Genomic DNA, 22,415 nt, shown 5'->3' with positions numbered 1-22,415 from the left:
TAACTAGCCACTTAATGATCAGTGCCACTCATTAATTAACAGTCTGCTTTTCACGCCACGTACCTGTAAACCCATTGCATCGAACACCTCTTCGAAGTCTCGACACTGTGGTGGAATATTGGGTAGAGAAAGTGCTGCTTCAGAAAAGAATTGTTGTTCAAAATGAGCCGAATCGTTCCACGCCAATTGCCACCATTCGAGAATACGAAACTTAGACGCTCGAAGTTTTTCAGCCGTAGGAACTTTGTCACTTTTGCTTAGGTTCTCTTTGCTTGTGGTCGGAAAGAGGTTCCACTTGTCGTTATTCGGCCAATAAGCAAAAGGCAAGCAGTGATCAACGTGATACTCATTTTTTAATGATTTTCCACTCCAGACACTGACAATATCGGCACGTTCAGATCTAAGTTGTTCGACACGTTTACGCACATCGCGAGTATCGTGGTTTTGATCGATCCATACCAAGCAGTCGTGATACGTCTGTAGTGAGATACTTCGCTGTCGGTTCAACTCGAAACGCTGCATCTCCATGACCCATTGATTCACCACCAGCGGTTCAATCCAAGAGTGGTAGATTCTAAAGCACTCCCACAGGCTTTCATCGAGAGTGAAATAGCCAAAGCTTTCTAAGAACTCACTATCAATGACCAGTGATTCTCGGCTCTTCCGTCGTTTCTGAGGTGGGTATATATCGAATAGTCGGTTGTCTTTCGAGCCTTGATAAATAAAAGTCACAGGCCCTGATTTAATGGTGCTGATCGTTTGTGAAAACAGCTTCTGTAGTGCCTTGGCTTCATCGCCGAGAAACATAGTGCCTATCGCTAGATCATCAGCACTGAGGTGTTTGAGTTTATTCCAACCATCCTCTTTTACAAATCCGAGGCCTTTACTCGTGTTGCTATTTTGCTGAATCCCAGCGCCTTCTATATCGATATCAATCAAACGCTTAAACTGCCTTACCCAATACAGAGCAACTAAGCCCACTGGTAGAGAAATTTTCCCATCCGTTCGATCAATCACAGCGCCTGAATGAGCATCCGCAATTCTCAGTAAAGTTCTTAATAAGGCCAGCTTGTATGTGGCCGACTTGTTGTCATTCACAATAATGTGGCGCACCTTGTTCAAGTCGCCGGAGCCATCATCTGGTAATGTCATCACCACGGTTTGCCACCACACTTCACTGCGGTTCAATGTATCTTGGCTATCATCAACATGACGAACCAACAAGGCGCTGTTTTTTGATAAACGCTCGAGCTCTTCAACTGAGACTTCATAGCCTTGTCGACTGTCTTTAAACTCCCCATGACGCAAAGTAATCACCAACTTGCCATTTGGAGCCAGCAAGTTAGACAACTTTCTAAATGCACGCTCTCGATGAGACGGAGCAAGATGCATCCAAACCGCGCTCACCAATATCAAATCAAAACGTATTCCGAGGTTTTCAGTGCGGCTAAGCGAGGGAAGTGAATCATCAATCCAGCTAACACTTGGGCTTGTATATTTCGAGCCTTGTTCGCGTAATGAAGCACTTGGTTCTATCGCAATAACATCAGCTCCGGCTTTGTGCATCCATAGCGCATCACGACCACTTCCTGCACCAACATCTAGTACTTTATCGCCCTCTAAAGGCCAATAAGCTTGCCAGCTTTTATGTACCGTCTCGAACGTCACTGAGTTGTACTGTTCACAAAGTGTGTGAGCATTTTTATCGTAAAAAGGAATCGATGAGGACATATGCGCTATTGGGGTTAGGAGTCTATCTCAATAGTAATAGGGAGCTTAGGCGATTGCTAGCAAGTCATGTAAGTTCAGCCACACCAATCAATATTTATCGTTAGTGACTGTTTTATATCAATATCCACCTAATGAGATCGTCAGGCGAGTCACATCACGAATCAGTTTCGTCAGCAAAACAAAAACAAACAAGGTGCAAGCTGACGTGCGAACAGAGATAATTGTTTGAAGATGATTAACTCGCCTCAAGTACCTAGCTGATAAAGACTAATGACCACATACTCACACATAGATACCCCGTTCAACCTGCGCCACACCTGTTGGTTTTGTGGTGAACCTTCCAATGATGTTGTTGAATTCCCTAAGACTGCACAAGCTATTGCCAAGATAGACTATTCACCGATAGCACTGCCGGCTTGCAAGGAGTGTGCGAGAATTAACTATTCCAAGAGTCTGACTTCAATTTGGGCGGTGCGCGATCAGATAAAACACGCACTCATCGATAAGTACGCAAAGCACCTAGGCATCGGTGAAAACTGGACGGAACAAGAGCTTATTGATTCTGATTTTTCAGGCTCGACGCTTGGCGGATTTGGCCGTAGTGCTTGGAAAATGTATCAAATAGCCAAACAACGAGTCGATTATAGAGGCTGGCCTTTGTCGGTTGATGACATCCCACTTGAGGTATACGACGAAACCAGTGGCTTTGAGTTTGACGGTACTCGTTACGCATCAATCAATTCATGTATCGACTATTTCACCAAGGCTGCGGGCGTAGACAAAGAGCTGTTGTCGCAGCTTGTCGACATTGTTTCAACAGACCGTTTTAGCTACGCACTTCGAATCGCCAAGCTGAACAAGAATGTCTCTAATACCAAACGTTCAGAGATCATCGAAGAGGTGTTACAGCAAGAGTCTGAACAAGAAGAGATACAGCTTGAGCAAGCCAATTCACTGTTCAACCCAAATGTCGAAGAGGTCAGCATTTCAGGTTCGACGGCTCCGGTTTTCGCTATTCAATGGGCAATGATGAATAACGTTATAGATTTAGCTCACCTTTGCGCACTCGAAGATGATTATTTTGACTATTTCGAACATCTTGGTGGCCCTGCTGCTTTCATGTCTTATAACGGCCTACAGCTCTATTTAGAATCACGCCAAGATCCTGAATGGGTAGAAAAGTCGGATCCAAATAAACAGTATTGGTGAACATGCCTACCTACTGGTGAACACGTGTAAGCTCGATAACTGCGTCAAACACCCATCGTTAGTCCTTGTTTTATATAAAGATCTAAAAACAGCCCCCTAAAACAGTTAATTGTTGCAATTCGGTTAAATAGAGTGAAAACTTCAAGCATCTAAAACTATTTAATCACTGCAATCTTGTCGTGAGTAAGGAGTGAATTGTGCTTGCTGTTCTTCGTATTATTTTGGCGACGGTGTTTATTATTTTCACCACTCTATGTGCTTTTGGTTACTGCTTGTTTAGCCCCAAAAACCCAAAGCATGTGTACGTTTTTTGCCGTTGGTTCAACCAATTACAAAAACTCGTTGGGGTAAAGATCCTACAGAGAGGCCTAGATAATGCGCCGACACCAGAAAAGAGCGTCTACATATCTAACCACCAAAGCGTGTTGGACTTTGTGACCGCCCCAGGGATGTTAAGGCCTCGCACGGTTTCTTTAGGTAAGCGCGATTTGTTGTACGTGCCCTTCTTTGGCCTGCTGTATTGGATCACCGGTAATATTTTAATTAACCGCGAAAACAAGTCCAAAGCACGCGATACCATCAAGCAAGTGGCGGAAGCGATTCACCAGCGAGATCTGTCTGTTTGGGTTTACCCTGAAGGAACGCGCAGTAAAGGGCGTGGACTACTGCCATTCAAAACGGGCGCTTTCCGAATGGCGATTGAGGCGAGTGTGCCTATCACCCCGATGTGTACCAGTACCACGCACAATAAAATTAACCTCAACCGAGTTAATAATGGCATTGTGATCACCGAGATGCTGGAGCCTATAGATGTCTCTGGATACAAGCTCAGCGACGCAAGAGAGTTAGCGAATCGCTGCCATGCCTTGATGGCTGAAAAAATAGCAGAGCTTGATGCCGAAGTGGCTCGTTTAGAGGCGCAACAAAACCCAGAACTGGATTCAGACGGTTCTTCCGTGCGCTAACAGTAGTCACAGAAGGAACAAGAACCAACTCGCAACGAACCCACAGAGTCATTGCTCAGTTACTTAAAAAGATACTCAACGATCGCAACTCTCATTGTTCTTGTTTTACTTGCTGGCGCTTATCCGCAAAATAAAAACAGGCGTTAATAGCTTTATAGAGCAATGGGAGTAAACGATGAAAGTGATTCACCATGGCGGCAAACATACCGTCACAGGATCTTGTCACGAGCTAAGAGATTCAGGCCAAGCGGTGCTCATCGATTGTGGCTTGTTTCAAGGTTTAGATCTTCAAGGTAAAAAGCTTCAAGGTGAAGACACTCGCCCTCTCGATATTGAGTTTGAAACTTCCCACCTCAATGCTCTTCTGCTGACCCACACTCACATTGATCATATTGGTCGATTACCTTGGTTACTCGCCAGTAGCTTTAACCAACCAATTTATTGTACTCAGGCGACAGCTGAACTCGCCCCTTTAATGATTGAAGACGGCCTAAAACTGCAAGGGCTCAGTCATAAACAATCCAAACTCATCCTTAAAAAAATTCATTCGTTGATTGCTCCTAAGCCTTACGGAGATTGGTTTCCCATCACGTCCACACAACAAAACAACGGAAAGGATCATCATAGGCCAAATACTCTGTATGCTCGTTTTCAACCTGCAGGGCATATCTTAGGTTCGGCCTATATAGAGATTAAGTTACCCAACCAAGAAGTAGTGGTCTTTTCAGGCGACTTGGGCCCTAGTAACACGCCACTGCTGCCGGATCCTAAACCACCACAACAAGCCGACTATCTGTTTATTGAGTCGACTTACGGCACTAGCACGCACGACTATATTGCTTCACGCTCTGAACGCCTCAAATCAATCATTGATCGTTCGTTACTCGATGGCGGCGTTATTCTAATTCCGGCTTTTAGCATCGGTCGAACACAGGAACTACTATTTGATATCGAACACCTAATTTTTGAGCATCAACTCAGCAGCGATATTCCTATCATCCTCGATTCGCCTATGGCAGAAAAGGTGACGCGATCCTACCGACGCTTTAAAGAGTTATGGGGGCAAGAAGCAAAGCAGCGTCTTGAACTGAAACGTCACCCACTCGCTTTTGAGCAGTGCATTACGGTTGATGGACATAGAATGCACAAGAAAATCGTGAATCGCCTCAAGTCGACAGGTGAACCCGCGATTGTGGTCGCAGCTTCTGGAATGTGTCAGGGCGGCAGGATAATGAACTACTTATCCGCTTTGCTTCCCGATCAACGGAAGGATGTGATTTTAGCGGGCTATCAAGCCCACGGAACGCTCGGGCGAGACCTGCAACAAGGCGAAATGCAGGTTTCTATTGATAACAAAGACGTTGAGGTTAATGCTCAAATTCATGGCATGTCTGGCTATTCTGCTCATGCCGATAAAGAGGATCTCAATCGATTTATAGAGGGCATAGCGACTCCACCAAAAGAGGTGCATTTGATTCACGGTGAGCCAAATACTCAGTCTGAGTTCGCTAAAGAATTACAGGCGCGAGGGTTCGTGGTTGTTTGAAACAGGCATCAAACTAGCTACTTTCACTCAGTAAACATGAAGGCCAGAATTATCGAGCCTTCAAAGGCACAGTTTCTTAGGCCTGCGAGATCACTCGATGCAGGTGATATATTCCAATCAAATTCATCTCACCACTCCTATATCAGCCGTTCATGCTAAACAATTTTCACCGCTGTTTTACGCAATTTCGTCTCTTGTGCACACCTACCCTTCTTCTGCGCACCTCCCCACCCTTTTGTATTAATCACTATTTATTCACTTTGCAAAACACCAGTCGCAACAACCTGTTGCATAACAAGTTAAATGGAACGATTATCGAATTAGCACTAAGCATTAACAAACACCCTCTATAACTTGCTTTATGTCACAGTAATCCCAATGCGCAGTTAAATAATTTAACACTCGGGTTACAAGTGAAGTATTGTGTTGTTCGAAAAACAATCATAAGCAAAACTAACAGGGAAAATACTCATGCAGTCGTTCGTTGATTTTTTGAATGGAATAATCTGGAGCCCAGTACTTATCTACCTATGTTTAGGTGCAGGTTTGTTCTACTCCATCATGACTCGATTTGTTCAAATCCGTCACTTCTTTGAAATGTGGCGCTTGCTACTTTCGGGTAAAAGCTCATCAAAAGGCATCTCGTCTTTCCAAGCTCTTGCCGTTTCGCTATCTGGCCGTGTAGGTACAGGTAACATTGCAGGTGTTGCTGCCGCTATCGGTTTCGGTGGCCCAGGTGCAGTATTCTGGATGTGGGTGGTAGCTTTCTTTGGCGCGGCGACTGCTTACGCAGAATCTACGCTGGCGCAAATCTATAAAGAAGAAGATGAAGGCCAGTTCCGTGGTGGTCCGGCTTACTACATTGAAAAAGCAATGGGTCAGAAGTGGTACGCATGGATCTTCGCTATCGCGACTATTTTTGCATGTGGTATTTTGCTTCCAGGTGTTCAGTCAAACAGTATAGGTAATGCTGTAGAAGCTGCATTTGGCTCAGGTGATATGATTGAAACAGCTATCGGTACATTCAGTTTCGCTAAAATTTTCACTGGTACTGTTGTTGCTATCATCCTTGCTTTCATCATCTTTGGTGGTGTTAAACGTATCGCGAACTTCACACAAATTGTCGTTCCATTCATGGCGTTGGCTTACATCATCATCGCATTCGTTATCATCCTACTAAACATCAGCCAAGTTCCTGTTGTTTTCGGAATGATTCTGGGTGATGCATTCACTCCTATGGCAGGCTTTGGTGCTGCAATCGGTTGGGGTGTTAAACGTGGTGTTTACTCAAACGAAGCAGGTCAAGGTACTGGTCCTCACGCGGCAGCTGCGGCAAGTGTTGATCACCCAGCTCAGCAAGGTTTGGTTCAAGCGTTCTCTATCTACATTGATACTCTTCTAGTATGTTCTGCTACAGCGTTCATGATCATCATCACTGGTGCTTACAACGTTCACGGCGGCGCTGAAGGTGTATTCCTTGTTCAGAACCTAGCAGCAAACATCGGTGCGAATGGTCCTGTATTTACACAGCTTGCTATTGAAAGTGCACTGCCAGGCGTTGGTAAGCCGTTCATCGCATTTGCTCTGTTCTTCTTCGCATTTACAACGATTCTTGCTTACTACTACATCGCAGAAACGAATATTGCTTACCTACGTCGTACCATCAAGATCCCTGGCATGATGTTCGTACTTAAGCTTGTTCTTATCACTGCAGTTTTCTATGGCACCGTTAAAACAGCGAACCTTGCATGGGCAATGGGTGATGTGGGTGTTGGCTTGATGGCATGGTTAAACATCGTTGGTATTCTGATCATCTTCTTCATGTCTAAGCCTGCGCTTAAGGCTTTAGCAGACTACGAAGAACAACAGAAACAAGGTGTGACTGAGTACACATTCAACCCTGTAAAACTAGGCATTAAAGGTGCAACTTACTGGGAAGAGAAGTACAAGCGAAAAACAGGCAAGTCTCCTGAATCTGAAGTTGCAGACAGTAAACCTGTAGAGCAACCTTCAGCTTAAGCTTGACTTAGCAAATAGATCGCTTTAACTCGCGCTATTAATAACGCATAAAAAAGGGGTTAGCCATTTCGGCTAACCCCTTTTGTTTTGTTCATAAAAATCGCAGTTTATAACGAGCTCATTACTTATAACGAACTGACTGCTTATAACAAACTAACTGTTCCCAAGCTAGAGCGTTAAGCTGCGATTTCTTGTGTTGCCATTTGAGGCGCTTTTTTCTCACCGATTGGCAGTACTGTGCGGCCATATTCGTTGTTGATTACTTGTGCCATTGCAAAGTAGATAGCTGACGCACCACAGAAGATACCTTCAAAACCAGCGATAGTACCGATCAGTTCGCTGCCAGTGAAATCACGAGCGGCAAGTAGGAAGAACAAAATAGTAAGTGAACCGAATACTACTTGTTTCGCTACTGGGTAGCATAGAGAACCAATGAACATGAAGCCAGTGAAGATGCCCCATAGTAGTAGGTACCAACCCATAAACGCTGCTGGACTTGCTGGTAGGCCCATGTAAGGCATTACGATTAAACCAACCAAAGATAACCAGAATAGACCGTAAGAAGTAAACGCAGTTGTACCGAACGTGTCACCACGTTTGAAACACATTGTGCCCACGATAACTTGGCTTAGACCACCGTAAAAAATACCCATAGCAAGAATCATTGAATCGATTGGAAAGAAACCTGCGTTATGGATATTAAGAAGTATAGTAGTCATACCGAAACCCATTAGGCCAAGTGGTGCCGGGTTCGCCAGTTTTGTTGACATTTTGCGCGCCTTTAAAAAAAGTTAATAAAATTTGTACGCAAATTTTAATCCGAACGGCATAAAAAGATAGATCGCTAAATCGCAATCTTAGATTGCATCGTTCGCCAGTTCGGCTTTCGTGATGATTTCAAGTATCTCGCCAACTCGTTTAGGGCTTTGTTCCATCAAGACCGCTTGAACCTCGGGCTTTACACACGCTAACCACTCTCCCAAAGGTTCTTGATTAAACTTATCCATTGGGCCCATACTTTGGCTCCATGCACCACGGATATCAACCGTATCTTTGTGGCCATCGTTGGTCGTAAAATATGAAAATTCAAAGGTTGTCGCGTCTACAGATGTGATTTGGCCAGATGCCCCCCACGGCGCAGAAAGTTCGATCATAGGACCGATAGGATAGCTTTCACCTTCAATTTCTACAGAAGTTGCTTCACCAATGTAAATTTGAGCGTTATTGGCTGACTCTGAGACAGTGAAAGGTAATGATGTTGATACAGAATTAGGACCTTGAGGCGCAGCTTGCTTTAATAAGAATTGAACGATTGACGGGTATGCATTAACAGCAGCATCAACTTCCCCAACAGACTCCATACAGCCTTCGTAATTCATAATGCCTGTACTATCGACACCTTTAATTAAAGCGCCTTCAAGTGTTTGAATAACATGAATTTGGTTACCTTGCTCCTCTATAGACGTTATTTGGCCTACAGGACTTTTTAATACTTGATAACGCTGAGCAACAATACCTTCAGAGCTCGTTTCAAAACTCAAACTGCCATAATTACCCCAGCCCAAACTTTGCTCGAGACCTGACTGCGGCGTACTGTTACATCCAGTAACTCCAGTTACCAATAACGCAAGAATAGATAGCTTTAACTTCATTTTAATTGCCCTGTAATCGAATTATTCACGAACACAGTTTATCGATAAATGGAAAGCACTACTGTAATAGAAAGTAAGGGAAGTGTCGTATAACTGTCACTGAACAAGCAAGCCTCTTAAACAGAGGCTTGCTTAAGTCAATTATTTACAGCTAATTTCATCCCAGAACCAGTTCGATTGAACAGGGCTTTCCCAGAGACCCGGACCGTTTTTAGCCACGAAACACTTGCCGTTATGCGTCACCTTGTCGCCATTGCTCACTTGGCTAACACCCGCTTGCCATGTGATAAACACCGATGGATCAACAACGACAGGCGGCTCAGTCACAGGTGGTTCAACCGGTGTTGGGTCTACCGGAGCAGGATCGACAGGTGCAGGGACAACTGGCGATGGATCTGTCACTACGGGTGGTGTTGGCTCACCCGCTACTAATTTCCAAGGGCCACCATTGGCAGGCTCATCTCCTTGAGTCCACCATTTCGCTTCGTAGGTCGCGCCGTTGTGAGTGACTTGGTCGCCAGCATTGTAAACTTTACTCGCATTCCAACCGTTACCTCCGGGGTTAGTACCAGGGTCAACCGGTTCAAGCTTATCGACCACTTTTACTTCAGGCCAGCTCGCATGTGATCCATAAAAATTGGTCACACACTTCTCATAATCTCCGGCTACCAAGGCTGAATAAGCGGTTTGGAAACCAACAAGCTCACACTCAAATGAATATCCTTCTGGGCGGTCTGCGTAGTATTTCCAGTTACCATCCCAGTTGGTGTACAACACATCGGTTGCACCGTTGAGGTTCAAGCTTCCGTAAGGCGTTTGCTGCCAACATGTATTGGCTTCATCCGCTTCTACAGGGATCAGATAATGCGCAGCTAACCCTTCCCAATAACGAATTCGGTTAACTGGTTGGCCTTTGTCTTTGTTCTGCTCACCACACTCGATACCACCATTAATTACGTTGATTGTGGTACCAAACCCATAGCCAATTCCCGCATCCAACTCACGTTGAGAGGGAGTCCAAGTGCGGTCAATAACGTGCAGCATGGCAGGTTTAGGAGCTTGAGGTGTAAGGAAGAACCAGATAGCAGAAGCCAAGTTCAACCATGAATCAGCAACCAAACCTGGGTTATTCAATAGAACCGTCGCATCACCATCGAACATCACTTCCGAGAACGCACCGTAGTTAAAATGGTAAGAAAGCTGTCCAAAATAACCCTGACCTGCCGCACATGGCCATCGTGCATTCTGCCAATCGTTCTGGCCACAACCGGTGGTGTAACCCTCTTGGCCTTCAGACCAACCCATTTCACGAACATGCACCAGCGCTTGCTGCCACTCTTCTAGAGCTAATGGGTTATCAGAGGTGTTATCTATTGCGATGTGCCCACCTGTTTCTTGAGCGAAATGAGCAAAGGCCGTGATGATGGATTTTTTACAGATGGCGTCTGAATCTCGACCATCAGTGTACTCTCCACAGAAGGCTGGGAATTTTCCAATCGCGCGTAAGAAGCGAGTATAAGTGTACTCTGGTGCTGCCATCTGAGTGAGGAAGTCCCATTCAGATTGAGGAAATACACGCTCGACTCGTTTCACGTTTTCAGGATTCGAGGCTAAACCCGGCTCAATCGCTTCAACAATACTATTGGGACGAGTTTGTAATGCTTGTGACCAGATCGCATACATAGGATCGGATGTTTTCGCTTGTTCAGCAGCTTGTAATGCCGACTTTTCAACAAGGTAGCCATTCGGGTTTTGCGGATCAGGTTGAATGTTCAAAGACGCGTAACTGTGTGCAGCTAAAGTGCAGCCAACTACTGTCGCCAAATATTTGATTTTTAACATGATGGATTCTCTTATCTGTCCTTAATAAGTCCATCAAAGAGTATGCGGCGCATGGGAAATGAGCCAGTCGTTACCATGTGAATTTATAAAAAGTGCGAGTGACACTTTTATGTATCCTTCAACACAACAAAACGTCTCATTGTTTCTTGAGGTGATATCTAACTTCCAACGGATTTGGTTTCTCGTTGTAGATGTAAGTCCTTAATCTCCTAAATAAAAAGAAAAAGCCTCGAACAAAGTTCGAGGCTTAAGATCTTAATCAAAACTGGTTAAATCTCTAAGAGATTATTCCCACTCGATAGTTGCTGGTGGCTTACCAGAAATATCGTAAACAACACGTGAAATGCCGTTAACTTCGTTGATAATACGGTTAGATACCTTACCTAGGAAGTCGTATGGTAGGTGTGCCCAGTGAGCAGTCATGAAGTCGATAGTTTCTACGGCACGTAGAGATACAACCCAATCGTACTTACGGCCATCGCCCATTACGCCAACTGAACGCACTGGTAGGAATACCGTGAATGCTTGAGATACTTTGTGGTAAAGATCAGCAGCGTGAAGCTCTTCAATGAAGATAGCATCAGCACGACGCAGTAAATCACAGTACTCTTTCTTCACTTCACCAAGTACACGAACACCTAGACCAGGACCAGGGAATGGGTGGCGATAAAGCATGTTGTATGGAAGACCAAGCTCTAGACCGATCTTACGTACTTCATCTTTAAACAGCTCACGTAGAGGCTCAACAAGGCCCATTTCCATATCATCAGGAAGGCCACCAACGTTGTGGTGAGATTTGATTACGTGTGCTTTACCAGTCTTAGATGCAGCAGACTCGATTACGTCTGGGTAGATAGTACCCTGAGCAAGCCATTTAGCATTCTTCAGTTTCTTAGACTCTTCGTCGAAGATATCTACGAATACGTGACCGATGATCTTACGCTTCGCTTCTGGTTCAGCTTCGCCTTCCAGAGCGTCAAGGAAACGATCTTCCGCATCAACTTTAATGATGTTTAGGCCGAATTGGTCACCAAACATCTCCATAACCTGCTCACCTTCGTTTAAACGAAGAAGGCCGTTATCTACAAATACACATGTTAGTTTGTCGCCGATAGCGCGGTGAGCAAGCATTGCTACGACTGATGAATCAACACCACCAGAAAGACCAAGGATAACTTCGTCGTCACCTACTTGCTCTTTAATACGTGCAACTGCATCTTCAATGATAGATGCTGAAGTCCACAGACCTTCACAACCACACGCGTTAAGAACGAAGTTCTCAAGCATTTTTAGGCCGTTTTTAGTGTGCGTTACTTCTGGGTGGAATTGAACACCGTAGTATTTCTTCTCTTCGTTTGCCATTGCAGCGTATGGGCAAGTATCTGTCTCTGCGATTTTTGTGAAATCAGCAGGGATTTCAACCACTTTGTCACCGTGGCTCATCCAAACATCTTGAGTTGTCTCAAGGTCGGCGAAAAGTGCAGATTCACCCGTCACTTGTACAGCCGCGTAGCCGAACTCGCGCTCAGTAGATGTTGCTACTTTACCGCCAAGTTGCTCAGCCATAGTTTGCATGCCGTAGCAGATACCGAAGACAGGAACACCTGAATCAAATACGTACTGAGGTGCACGTGGAGAATTCTCTTCCGTTACACTTTCAGGGCCACCAGATAGGATGATACCGTCTGGATTGAATTCACGAATATCCGCTTCTTCTACGTCCCAGCTCCAAAGTTCACAGTAAACACCGATCTCACGAATACGACGAGCTACTAGCTGTGTGTATTGAGAACCGAAGTCCAGAATTAGAATACGTTGGTCATGAATATTTTTAGTCATTGTAAGCAGTCTTATTGGCTATGTGATAAAACGGAGGCGAGTTTACTCACCTCTGATTAACTCTTCAAGAAATAAAGCAAACGTTTTCGTTGGTTATCTGTAACCTCGTGTTTTGAGAAAATCAGACTTTCTGCAAAACAGGCGGTAGATATAATACCAATCACAGTAAGTAAGTAAGTGTTCAGTAGTAGCGCTGGAAAAAAGCTTGAGAACAAGGCTGCTCTATTCAACAAAGAGTTCTGATAAGTAGTTATTCTACAATCAAAAATTCTAACGAAGTTATCGAGATTTTTAACAAGCTAGGATGACCAGTTATTTACTACGATTGGTATATTAATGTGCCGACTAAATCAGCACATAATTCAAACGTTTGGACGTATTATTAACCTAAACGGTAGTTAGGTGCTTCTTTCGTGATTTGAACATCGTGTACGTGAGATTCTTTCATGCCCGCACCAGAGATACGAACAAACTCAGCTTTAGTACGCATATCTTCAACAGTTGCAGAACCCGTTAGGCCCATGCTTGAGCGTAGACCGCCCATCTGTTGGTGAACGATCTCTTTTAGACGACCTTTGTATGCGATACGACCTTCAATACCTTCTGGAACAAGCTTGTCTGCAGCGTTGTCAGATTGGAAGTAACGGTCAGAAGAACCTTGAGACATAGCGCCAAGAGAACCCATACCACGGTAAGACTTGTAAGAACGACCGTTGTAAAGGATAACTTCACCCGGTGCTTCTTCAGTACCTGCGAACATTGAACCAACCATCACACAAGATGCGCCAGCAACGATAGCTTTACAGATATCGCCAGAGAAGCGAATGCCGCCATCTGCGATTACTGGAATACCGTATTCGTTAGCTACTTCAGCCGCGTCTGCGATTGCTGTTACTTGAGGAACACCAACACCAGTAACGATACGAGTCGTACAGATTGAACCCGGGCCGATACCTACTTTAACCGCACTAACACCCGCTTCGATAAGAGCACGAGCGCCAGCGCCAGTTGCTACGTTACCACCGATGATTTGTAGATCAGGGTATGCAGCGCGAGTTTCGCGGATACGGTTAAGTACGCCTTCAGAGTGACCGTGTGAAGAGTCGATAAGTAGAACGTCTACGCCAGCTTCAACTAGAGCAGCAACGCGCTCTTCGTTACCAGCACCAGCACCAACAGCTGCACCTACACGTAGGCTGCCGCGCTCATCTTTACAAGCGTTTGGTTTACGTTCTGCTTTGTGGAAATCTTTTGCAGTGATCATTCCCGTAAGTTGGAAGTCATCATTTACAACAAGAACTTTTTCAACACGCGCTTCGTGCATTTTCTCTTGAACTTCTTCACGAGTTGCACCTTCTTTAACAGAAGCAAGGCGAGCTTTAGGCGTCATTACTACGTCAACTTTCTTAGAAAGGTCAGTTACAAAGCGAACATCACGGCCAGTAATAATACCAACAAGTTCGTTTGTTTCAGTAACAACAGGGAAACCGGCAAAACCGTGTTTTTGAGTAAGAGCTACAACATCAGCGATTGTCGCGTCAGGGTTTACAGTAACAGGGTGAGAAACTACACCTGCTTCGTAAATTTTAACCTGGCGAACCATTTCAGCTTGTTGTTCAATAGACATGTTCTTGTGAATGAAGCCTATTCCGCCTTCTTGTGCCAGTGCAATCGCTAGGCGAGCTTCTGTCACAGTATCCATCGATGCAGAGATCATTGGGATGTTTAGGAAAATATTCTTCGTCAACTGAGTGCGAAGATCAGCTGTATTAGGGAGAACGGTGGAGTGTGCTGGCACTAGCAGTACGTCGTCGAATGTCAGCGCTTCTTTGGCAATTCTTAGCATTTGCAATATCTCACAATAATAGGAGTAAAAAGAAACAATCCAATCTCATCGTTTCGCCTAATGAGGGCAGCCAATTAAGGAAAATCAAACTGCATTTGGATTAGATATTGCGGACGGATTATACGGCCAACGAAATCGCTTGGCTACACATTTTTATACTTTTAATTTGCATTTACCCCCTTGCTATGTATTATATTGCCGCTATCTTCCATACTCACGCCCAGTGAGATTCCAAGAGAAAGACCTTCCTTCAAGGATAGATAGCGCTTCTATGACCAATCCAAACATCTTTACTGTTTCTCGCCTCAATTCAGAGGTTCGTCTCCTATTAGAAAACGAAATGGGAATAGTCTGGCTCGTTGGTGAAATCTCAAATTTCTCTGCACCTGTCTCTGGTCACTGGTACCTCACGCTTAAAGACTCTCGCGCTCAAGTTAAGTGCGCTATGTTTCGTGGCAATAACCGTCGTGTGACTTTTAAGCCTCAGAACGGTAATCAAGTGCTAGTTAAAGCGCGCCTATCTCTTTATGAGCCACGCGGTGACTATCAACTGATCATCGAAAGCATGCAGCCAGAAGGTGACGGCAAGCTTCAGCAAGAGTTTGAAAAACTTAAGATGAACTTGGCGGCGGAAGGTTTATTTGCTCAGTCCAGTAAACAAATTCTTCCAGAACATCCTAAATGCGTCGGTGTTATCACCTCTAAAACAGGCGCAGCCCTCTTCGATATTCTCGATATACTGAAAAGACGCGATCCTTCATTGCCTGTTGTGGTTTACCCAACCATGGTTCAGGGCGAAGAAGCGGCGATTCAAATTGCTCAAGCAATTGGGCGTGCCAATGAACGCAATGAGTGTGATGTATTGATCGTTGGCCGAGGCGGCGGTTCTTTGGAAGATCTATGGTGCTTTAATAATGAGATCGTCGCTCGCACCATTGCAGCAAGCCAGATCCCGATTATCAGTGCCGTTGGGCATGAAATCGATGTCACTATCGCGGATTTCGTCGCAGATATGCGTGCTCCAACGCCATCAGCAGCCGCTGAATTAGTTAGCCGTGACAACAGTCATAAAGAGCAAGCTTATGCGTCTAAACGTGCTCGTTTAGTGAGTGCGATTCGTCATGTGTTAATCAAACAAGCGCAATCAACTCAGACGTTGAAATACCGCTTAGAGAAACAACACCCGAGCTACCAACTGCAAAAGCAGAGTCAGCAGCTTGATGACTTAGACATGCGTTTGCGTCGTGGTATGACTCAATACCTAAAGCAGCATGCGCAGCGTGTTGAACGTAAGCAGCACCAACTTCAGCTGAACTCGCCAGTGAAACGCCTTGGTGAACAGAAACTGCATCTACAACGTTCAGAGCAAAAGCTATTGGATGCAATGGACAAGACATTACTAACTACTCGCCACCAACTAGCCATGGCTGCCGAGAAGTTAGAAACAGTAAGTCCATTAGCAACCCTAAAACGTGGCTACAGCATCACCCATTCAGCATCGAGTAAAACTGTATCATCCGTTAACGATATCGAAGTCGGTGAAGTGATCACCACCCAAATTGAAGACGGTGTGATTGAATCGAAAGTGACCACAAGAGTCGCTAAGAGCGAGTTCTAGGTTCATTAGATACAAAAAAGACCCAACACTTTGGTATTGAGTCTTTGGTATAACATCACCGATTGTCGTTCAAACCAAATAATTTAAGGCTATTCCGCTGGTTGGAATTCGAACTTTACTCTCGATTTAGATTTAAGCTCATTACACTCACCATTACAAAAATAGCTCGCTGCACCACAGGCTTGAAGCTTCTCAAGTTGGCTGCTGCACTCAGGACAAAACCCAACCTTAGTAAAGTGTGCCTGACAACTTTCACAGTGATACTTTCCATCCCAACCTAGCTCTGATTGGCACTTAGGGCAGATATTTTCACTCATTAGCATTTCCTAACTCACTACTTTTTTTACAATCTACTACTGCTAAGACTTAGCTTGCTTGATTTGGTACATGTTCTTATCAGCTTGTGCGATCAAGCCTTCCAATGACTCAGGATCTTTATCATAAGAAAGTCCAACGCTGACAGAAAACTGAGTGCCATCGATATAGAGCGCTTGTTCCAAGGTTCTTTCTAAGCTTCGATAAAAGTTCAGCACACTTTCTTGATCATCAAAGCAAGAGAACACGACAAACTCATCGCCCCCATAGCGCCCTATCTTGGCACAGGCAGTCGTTGCCTCATCAAGCACTTTTGCAACGGCTAACAACACATCATCACCAAAGCTGTGGCCAAACGTATCGTTTATTGACTTAAATTTATCGACATCAACAAACAGGCATGCCATCACTTTTTCAGTAAAACACCGGTTAGTTAACACCTGCTCGGCTTCTCTCAGCAATGCTCGGCGATTCAAACTGTGTGTTAGGGAGTCCCGATTGGCAAAAAAGTTGAGTTGATTCTCTAACTCATACTTCTCAAGCGCGACTGAATACAGAGAAGCCAATAACTCTAAGATCTCAAGTTCAAACTCATGAGGTTCAGAGATGTACTGACTGTAAATTGCGAAGGTACCTAATACGTGACCATGTGAAGAGATGATTGGCACTGACCAACATGCATGAAGATTGGCCTGATTGGTTAAGGCTAAGAAAGGAATCCAATTCGGGTGTGCATTAATATTGGAGACCATGACAGCTTTCTTAAGTGCCGCCGCTTCGCCACAAGAACCAATTCCGGCACCAACCCCCACCCCTTCTATCTGCTGGTTATAAAAATCAGGCAAGTTTGGAGCATATTCTAAATGTAATGTATTCGATTCGGGGTTTAGCAATAGGATAGAGGCCATCCTTTGACCAAAAATCTGCTCGGTGAGTTGAATGATCTTGCGATTTAATTCTTTGCGATCCAACCCAAGGGCAAGCTTTCGAAGCAAACTGTTTACTGCTCGGTGACCTTCTAATAAAAATTGTTGTTTCATTCACTAAAGCTTTCAATTATATGGTGGGAACAGCTTGTTCTTATGCAAGCCTATATACTGGTCAATATTAACACACTAAATTACCACAACACACCACCGAAGATCATAGGTTGATCTTTTGCTTTATCTACTTTGATCAGCGATCTACCCCAAAAAGAATATTTATATCACCACACACCGAAAGCATAAGTTACATATACTGCATTTCAATTTACAATGGAATATATGACTAGAAACAAACAAATAAAACCAACAATGCAGAACAATCTATTTTCGATCTTTAATTGAGATCATCGAGAGACACACGTCTGCATTTCGATATGTTGGTCATCTAATTGGGTTAACTTAACCGACAATGCCTTAAGTTCTGAAGTATTGTCGATGTGAGTACCACCACACGGAATAGACACTAAAGTCTCGTCATCTAGTTGCCATTCCCAGTAGCGAGAGTCTGTTAACGACTCACCTTCTAGTCTCATCGTTACAAGAGTCGATTCAGCAAGCCAGCCTGCAATCATCTGGTTGATATTGGCCTCAATGCCATCAAGGTTCGTTAGCATGTCAGCAACGTTCAGACCGCGTTTCTTCAATGTTTTACCTAAACGATACTTATCGGTACACAACTCTGGAGTCACAAAGCTAGTCACCTGTGCGTAGCTATTGAAGTCATAGCTGCCGAGTGGATCTTTTCTATCCGCATCTTTACGCCAGTAACTCTCAGCCAATACTTTATTCAAGGCTAAGAAGGCAATATGTCCGGCACTATGACCGCGGCTCAAACTGGCTTGGTGCTCTTTATCAACCGACAACTCAACTTCATCGCCAATTTTAATAATAGAAGCTGATACAGGTAGTTGGTGGACAACCACAAACGCCCACCCTTCCGTATCACGCTTAACAGGGATATCTGCTGCAATATAAAGATTTCCAGTAGATTGCTCTATTGCACCAACAAGGCAATCTTCAACAATATACTGTTCGCCACCTACGCTGACAAAACCTCGGTCTGCTGGGTGATCGGGCCAAATATGACTCACAGGGTGGAAAGGTGTCACGTCAGTGATCAAGTAAGTTTTGCTGTCGTCACTTTCAACGTACACTGCTTTTGCATTTAGCAGCCAAGTTTGATGACAAAATTGAGTGATGGTTGGTGTGATTGCTGACGCTGGTGTAATCAAATCGCTAGTGGTCATATCATTCTTCTTTTGGAATCTAGTCTAAGTCGCTAGCTGATAACGGAATCAAAGACGCGATTATCAGATAACGTGAATTTTACTTAAAAAAATACCCGAGACAGGCTCGGGTATCAAATCTATTGGAAAGGTTTACTTGCGACCTTTAACCATGCTCATCATACGTTTACGTTTACGTTCTTGAGAAATTGTCAGCTTGTTAGTCTTAGCTTCAAATGGGTTCTCGCTGTTCTGGAATTGAATGCGAATAGGTGTACCCATAATTTCTAGTGAACGACGGTAGTAGTTCATCAAGAATCGTTTGTATGAATCTGGCAAGTTACGTACTTGGTTACCGTGGATAACGATAATCGGTGGGTTGTAGCCACCAGCGTGCGCGTATTTCAATTTAACACGACGACCACGAACCATAGGTGGTTGGTGATCATCAGTCGCCATCTTCATGATACGAGTAAGTACAGAAGTACCAACACGAGTCGTTGCTGACTTATAAGCTTCTTGAACAGACTCAAACAAGTGACCAACACCAGTACCGTGAAGTGCAGAGATAAAGTGAATACGTGCGAAATCAACGAAACCTAAACGACGATCTAGTTCTTTCTTAACACGATCTTTAACGTCGTTATCTAGGCCATCCCACTTGTTTACGGCAATAACAATTGAACGACCAGCATTCAACGCAAAGCCTAACAAGCTTAGATCTTGATCTGAGATGTTCTCGCGAGCATCGATAAGCAGTAATACAACGTTAGCATCTTCAATCGCTTTCAGTGTTTTAACCACTGAGAACTTCTCAACTGTTTCGTTGATATTTTTACGGCGACGAACACCCGCAGTATCAATCAGAACGTATTCACGCTCATCACGCTGCATCGGAATGTAGATAGAGTCACGAGTTGTACCTGGCATATCGTAAACAACAACACGTTCTTCACCAAGAATACGGTTAGTTAGTGTTGATTTACCTACGTTAGGACGACCAATGATCGCTAGCTTAATCGGTTGATCTTGAAGGCGCTTGAATTCTTCTTCCGCTTCTTCTTCAGTGAAATCAACTTGCTCTTCTTCTTCGTCTTCAAATTCAGTTAAATCGCTTACTTCGCCATTCTCAGCTTTTAACGCTTCAGCGAATGGGTTTAGAGCAAGATCAATCAACGCAGTTACACCACGACCGTGCGCTGCAGCGATTTGGTACATGTCTTCTACGCCTAGTTGCCAGAAATCAGCACTTGCAGCATCAGGGTCGATACCATCAACCTTGTTTACTACTAGCATTGAAGGCTTTTCTAGTTGACGAAGGTGCTTAGCAATAGCTACGTCTGAAGGTGTTAGACCCGCACGGCCATCTACCATAAATAGAACGACATCAGCTTCATCAATCGCCGCTAGCGACTGTTCAGCCATTTTAGTTTCAACACCTTCTTCGGTACCGTCGATACCACCAGTGTCGATAACAATAAAGTCATGCTCGCTAAAATGAGCATGACCGTATTTACGGTCACGCGTTAAGCCAGGGAAATCCGCAACCAATGCATCACGAGTTCGAGTCAATCGGTTAAATAACGTAGATTTACCTACGTTCGGACGCCCTACTAGAGCAACAACAGGTACCATAACAACCTCTACAATTTCTTCTCTAAATGTAGTTATAGGTAAGCACTTGATCGCAAGTTTAAACTCTTACCTATAACCACACGGTTTATTAATTTATAACAACAAAACGGCTCCTAGCTGTTACCAACCAGGAGCCGACTGTGAATTATATCACGCTTTTATTGGCTAATCGTTAGTTTCTTTACATCGCCATTGCGAGTCGTCACTAAGTAGCCTTCAGGCATTTCAATTGGCGCAACCGCAAAGCCGCTATCATCGACCAACTGTTGAGCAACAAACTCACCCGATGAACGATCTAACCAGTGCAGATAACCTTCAGTATCACCAACAACTACATAACCATTAATAATAGCAGGTGCTGTCAGTAAGCGGTTTTCTAACAATGGAGTGCTCCACAGTTCAGTACCACTACGCGCATCAACCGCAACCACATGGTCTTTGTCAGTCACAACGAACAAACGGCTACCATCACTCGCTAAATCAATCGCTGACGAGTAGTTACGTTTCCAAACTGGCTTACCAGAACGAAGATCGATAGCAATCAGCTGACCATTGATACCTACGGTATACAGGGTGCCACCAAGAACAACCGGTGATGCATCCACATCAACTAAACGATCGATTTCCGTTGCACCTTTTGGCGTGCCTACTGGCTGTTGCCAAATAAGCTGACCACGATCAACGATAGCTGCGGCTAAACGACCATTTGCCGTACCCCAGAATACACCACCTGAAACAGTAACAGGCGAGCTATCGCCACGAAGTGTTAGGCTTGGTACTTCGGTACTGATGGTCCATTTTTGCTCACCGCTTTCTTGATCTAACGCGGTCAACATGCCACGACTGGTATGAACAATAACCATGTTGCTTTCAGTTGCAGGGGATGCAAGCACCTCACCATTCACTGATACACGCCACAGCTCTTCACCGGTTGATTCATCCAGCGCGATCACTTCGCCATTTTCAGAACCAACAAATACCTTACCGTAAGCTGCCGTTAAGCCACCCGATAAACGAGCCAGTACTTCTTTCTCAAGATCGACTTTCCAAAGCTCTTTACCTGTTTCAGGGTCAAGCGCTTTAACCATACCTTCACGGCTTGCAACAAATACTTTGTCGTAAGCCAATTCCGGCGTTAGTTTTGAAAAGTAGTGACCAACACCATCACCAACCGACGTAGACCATTCCTGGCTAGGAGTAAACTCGCTGTTTACCGTTGGTACTGGTGCCATGATTACGGTGTCTTCTTCACTTGCACAGCCCGCTAGCAGGCCAAGAGCAATCGCACACAACGCCGCTTTTGGAAACATCTTCTTCATTCAAAGCGCCTTATTTAGCTAGGTCGTCAAGTTTGATTTGAAGCGTTTGGCTCGCATCAGCAGCTTGTTGAGCTTCAGAGTAAGCACTGTAAGCTGCATCTGTGTCGCCTTTACGAAGTGAGATATCACCACGCAGTTCAGCAACACGGCCAGTCCAAGATTCGTCAGTCATCGCTTCAAGATCAGTCAATGCTGCGTCAAATTCACCTTGCTCAGCTTTGATACGAGCAACACGGTAAGTAAGTAGTGGTGCTAATGCCGCGTCCTTAGTTGCCGATTTTGCCCACTCAAGCTGTTCAAGTGCTGCTGCAAGGTCACCCGCTTGAACTTGCGCTTTAGCTAATTGCATAGCAGCAAGAACAGAGTATTCAGCGTCTTTGTTTGCGTCGATGAAAGCTTGAATATCAGATTGAGCATCAACGCCCTTAGTATCAAGAGCTGAAATTACAGAGGTGTAGCTTTCTGAAGCTGCTTCACGCGCTTCAACGACTGAGTCTTGGTAATAGCGCCAACCGAATAGACCACCTAAACCAATAACCGCACCAAAGATTACGGCTTTACCGTTCTCTTTCCACCAATCTTTAATGGCTTCAACTTGTTGCTCTTCGCTATCGTAAAGTTCCACTTCCTGTCCTCTTTAATTCTTTAAACGCCAGCATAGTGCTGA

At 44.5% G+C, this 22,415-nt stretch carries 17 protein-coding genes; 5 read left to right on the top strand and 12 right to left on the bottom strand.

Features of this window, described 5'->3' with window-relative positions:
• Nucleotides 1-18 precede the first annotated feature (18 nt).
• A complete protein-coding gene (locus AB6D80_RS00305; RefSeq protein WP_017098059.1) occupies nt 19-1,731 on the bottom strand; it encodes a bifunctional 2-polyprenyl-6-hydroxyphenol methylase/3-demethylubiquinol 3-O-methyltransferase UbiG in 1,713 nt (570 codons plus the stop codon).
• 270 nt (nt 1,732-2,001) lie between these two features.
• Between AB6D80_RS00305 and AB6D80_RS00300 the strand changes: the two genes are divergently transcribed.
• From AB6D80_RS00300 to AB6D80_RS00285, 4 genes are all read left to right on the top strand, one after another.
• Nucleotides 2,002-2,940, top strand: coding sequence for a hypothetical protein (locus tag AB6D80_RS00300; protein WP_017098060.1), 939 nt, complete (start codon nt 2,002-2,004; stop codon nt 2,938-2,940).
• A 197-nt stretch (nt 2,941-3,137) separates the two neighbouring features.
• A complete protein-coding gene (locus tag AB6D80_RS00295) occupies nt 3,138-3,905 on the top strand; it encodes a 1-acylglycerol-3-phosphate O-acyltransferase (RefSeq protein ID WP_017103102.1) in 768 nt (255 codons plus the stop codon).
• A 175-nt stretch (nt 3,906-4,080) separates the two neighbouring features.
• Nucleotides 4,081-5,451 carry an MBL fold metallo-hydrolase gene (locus AB6D80_RS00290; RefSeq protein WP_372187493.1) on the top strand — a complete coding sequence of 457 codons (1,371 nt, stop codon included), beginning with the start codon at nt 4,081-4,083 and terminating at the stop codon, nt 5,449-5,451.
• A gap of 471 nt (nt 5,452-5,922) precedes the next feature.
• On the top strand, nt 5,923-7,470 hold the full coding sequence (locus tag AB6D80_RS00285; protein ID WP_372187492.1) for an alanine/glycine:cation symporter family protein: 1,548 nt from the start codon (nt 5,923-5,925) through the stop codon (nt 7,468-7,470).
• Nucleotides 7,471-7,646: 176 nt separating this feature from the next.
• On the opposite strand, the gene AB6D80_RS00280 is transcribed toward AB6D80_RS00285, so the two are convergent.
• From AB6D80_RS00280 to guaB, 5 genes are all read right to left on the bottom strand, one after another.
• Entirely contained in the window at nt 7,647-8,240 is a 594-nt protein-coding gene (locus AB6D80_RS00280) for an acetate uptake transporter (protein ID WP_010440610.1), read from the bottom strand.
• A gap of 87 nt (nt 8,241-8,327) precedes the next feature.
• Nucleotides 8,328-9,122, bottom strand: a complete 795-nt coding sequence (locus AB6D80_RS00275; RefSeq protein WP_372187490.1) for a hypothetical protein — start codon at nt 9,120-9,122, stop codon at nt 8,328-8,330.
• Between the two features lie 141 nt (nt 9,123-9,263).
• Nucleotides 9,264-10,964, bottom strand: coding sequence for a glycoside hydrolase family 19 protein (locus tag AB6D80_RS00270; RefSeq protein ID WP_372187488.1), 1,701 nt, complete (start codon nt 10,962-10,964; stop codon nt 9,264-9,266).
• Nucleotides 10,965-11,249: 285 nt separating this feature from the next.
• Nucleotides 11,250-12,803 (bottom strand): glutamine-hydrolyzing GMP synthase, encoded by a 1,554-nt coding sequence (gene guaA, locus AB6D80_RS00265; RefSeq protein WP_012603320.1) that lies wholly within the window; start codon nt 12,801-12,803, stop codon nt 11,250-11,252.
• 382 nt (nt 12,804-13,185) lie between these two features.
• The gene (gene guaB / locus AB6D80_RS00260; RefSeq protein WP_372187487.1) at nt 13,186-14,649 is read right to left on the bottom strand and encodes an IMP dehydrogenase; all 1,464 of its coding nucleotides are present in this window, start codon (nt 14,647-14,649) and stop codon (nt 13,186-13,188) included.
• Between the two features lie 271 nt (nt 14,650-14,920).
• Here guaB and xseA point away from each other — a divergent pair, with 271 nt between their 5' ends.
• Nucleotides 14,921-16,267, top strand: a complete 1,347-nt coding sequence (xseA, locus tag AB6D80_RS00255) for an exodeoxyribonuclease VII large subunit (protein WP_372187486.1) — start codon at nt 14,921-14,923, stop codon at nt 16,265-16,267.
• Between the two features lie 89 nt (nt 16,268-16,356).
• Here xseA and AB6D80_RS00250 read toward each other — a convergent pair whose 3' ends face one another.
• From AB6D80_RS00250 to AB6D80_RS00225, 6 genes are all read right to left on the bottom strand, one after another.
• A complete protein-coding gene (locus AB6D80_RS00250) occupies nt 16,357-16,584 on the bottom strand; it encodes a zinc ribbon domain-containing protein (protein ID WP_017099592.1) in 228 nt (75 codons plus the stop codon).
• A 42-nt stretch (nt 16,585-16,626) separates the two neighbouring features.
• Nucleotides 16,627-17,622, bottom strand: coding sequence for a sensor domain-containing diguanylate cyclase (locus AB6D80_RS00245; RefSeq protein WP_017099591.1), 996 nt, complete (start codon nt 17,620-17,622; stop codon nt 16,627-16,629).
• A gap of 290 nt (nt 17,623-17,912) precedes the next feature.
• A complete protein-coding gene (locus AB6D80_RS00240) occupies nt 17,913-18,815 on the bottom strand; it encodes an alanyl-tRNA editing protein (protein WP_371702264.1) in 903 nt (300 codons plus the stop codon).
• Between the two features lie 132 nt (nt 18,816-18,947).
• On the bottom strand, nt 18,948-20,429 hold the full coding sequence (der, locus tag AB6D80_RS00235) for a ribosome biogenesis GTPase Der (RefSeq protein WP_010440555.1): 1,482 nt from the start codon (nt 20,427-20,429) through the stop codon (nt 18,948-18,950).
• 158 nt (nt 20,430-20,587) lie between these two features.
• Nucleotides 20,588-21,748 carry an outer membrane protein assembly factor BamB gene (gene bamB, locus AB6D80_RS00230; protein ID WP_009848297.1) on the bottom strand — a complete coding sequence of 387 codons (1,161 nt, stop codon included), beginning with the start codon at nt 21,746-21,748 and terminating at the stop codon, nt 20,588-20,590.
• A 10-nt stretch (nt 21,749-21,758) separates the two neighbouring features.
• Nucleotides 21,759-22,373 carry a YfgM family protein gene (locus tag AB6D80_RS00225; RefSeq protein ID WP_017099589.1) on the bottom strand — a complete coding sequence of 205 codons (615 nt, stop codon included), beginning with the start codon at nt 22,371-22,373 and terminating at the stop codon, nt 21,759-21,761.
• Between the last annotated feature and the right edge of the window lie 42 nt (nt 22,374-22,415).

It is taken from the genome of Vibrio sp. 10N.247.310.17, from assembly GCF_041466605.1.
Lineage (GTDB): Bacteria > Pseudomonadota > Gammaproteobacteria > Enterobacterales > Vibrionaceae > Vibrio > Vibrio tasmaniensis_A.
The sequence above is the reverse complement of the archived record's forward strand: the minus strand, read 5'-3'. Positions and strand labels throughout refer to the sequence as shown.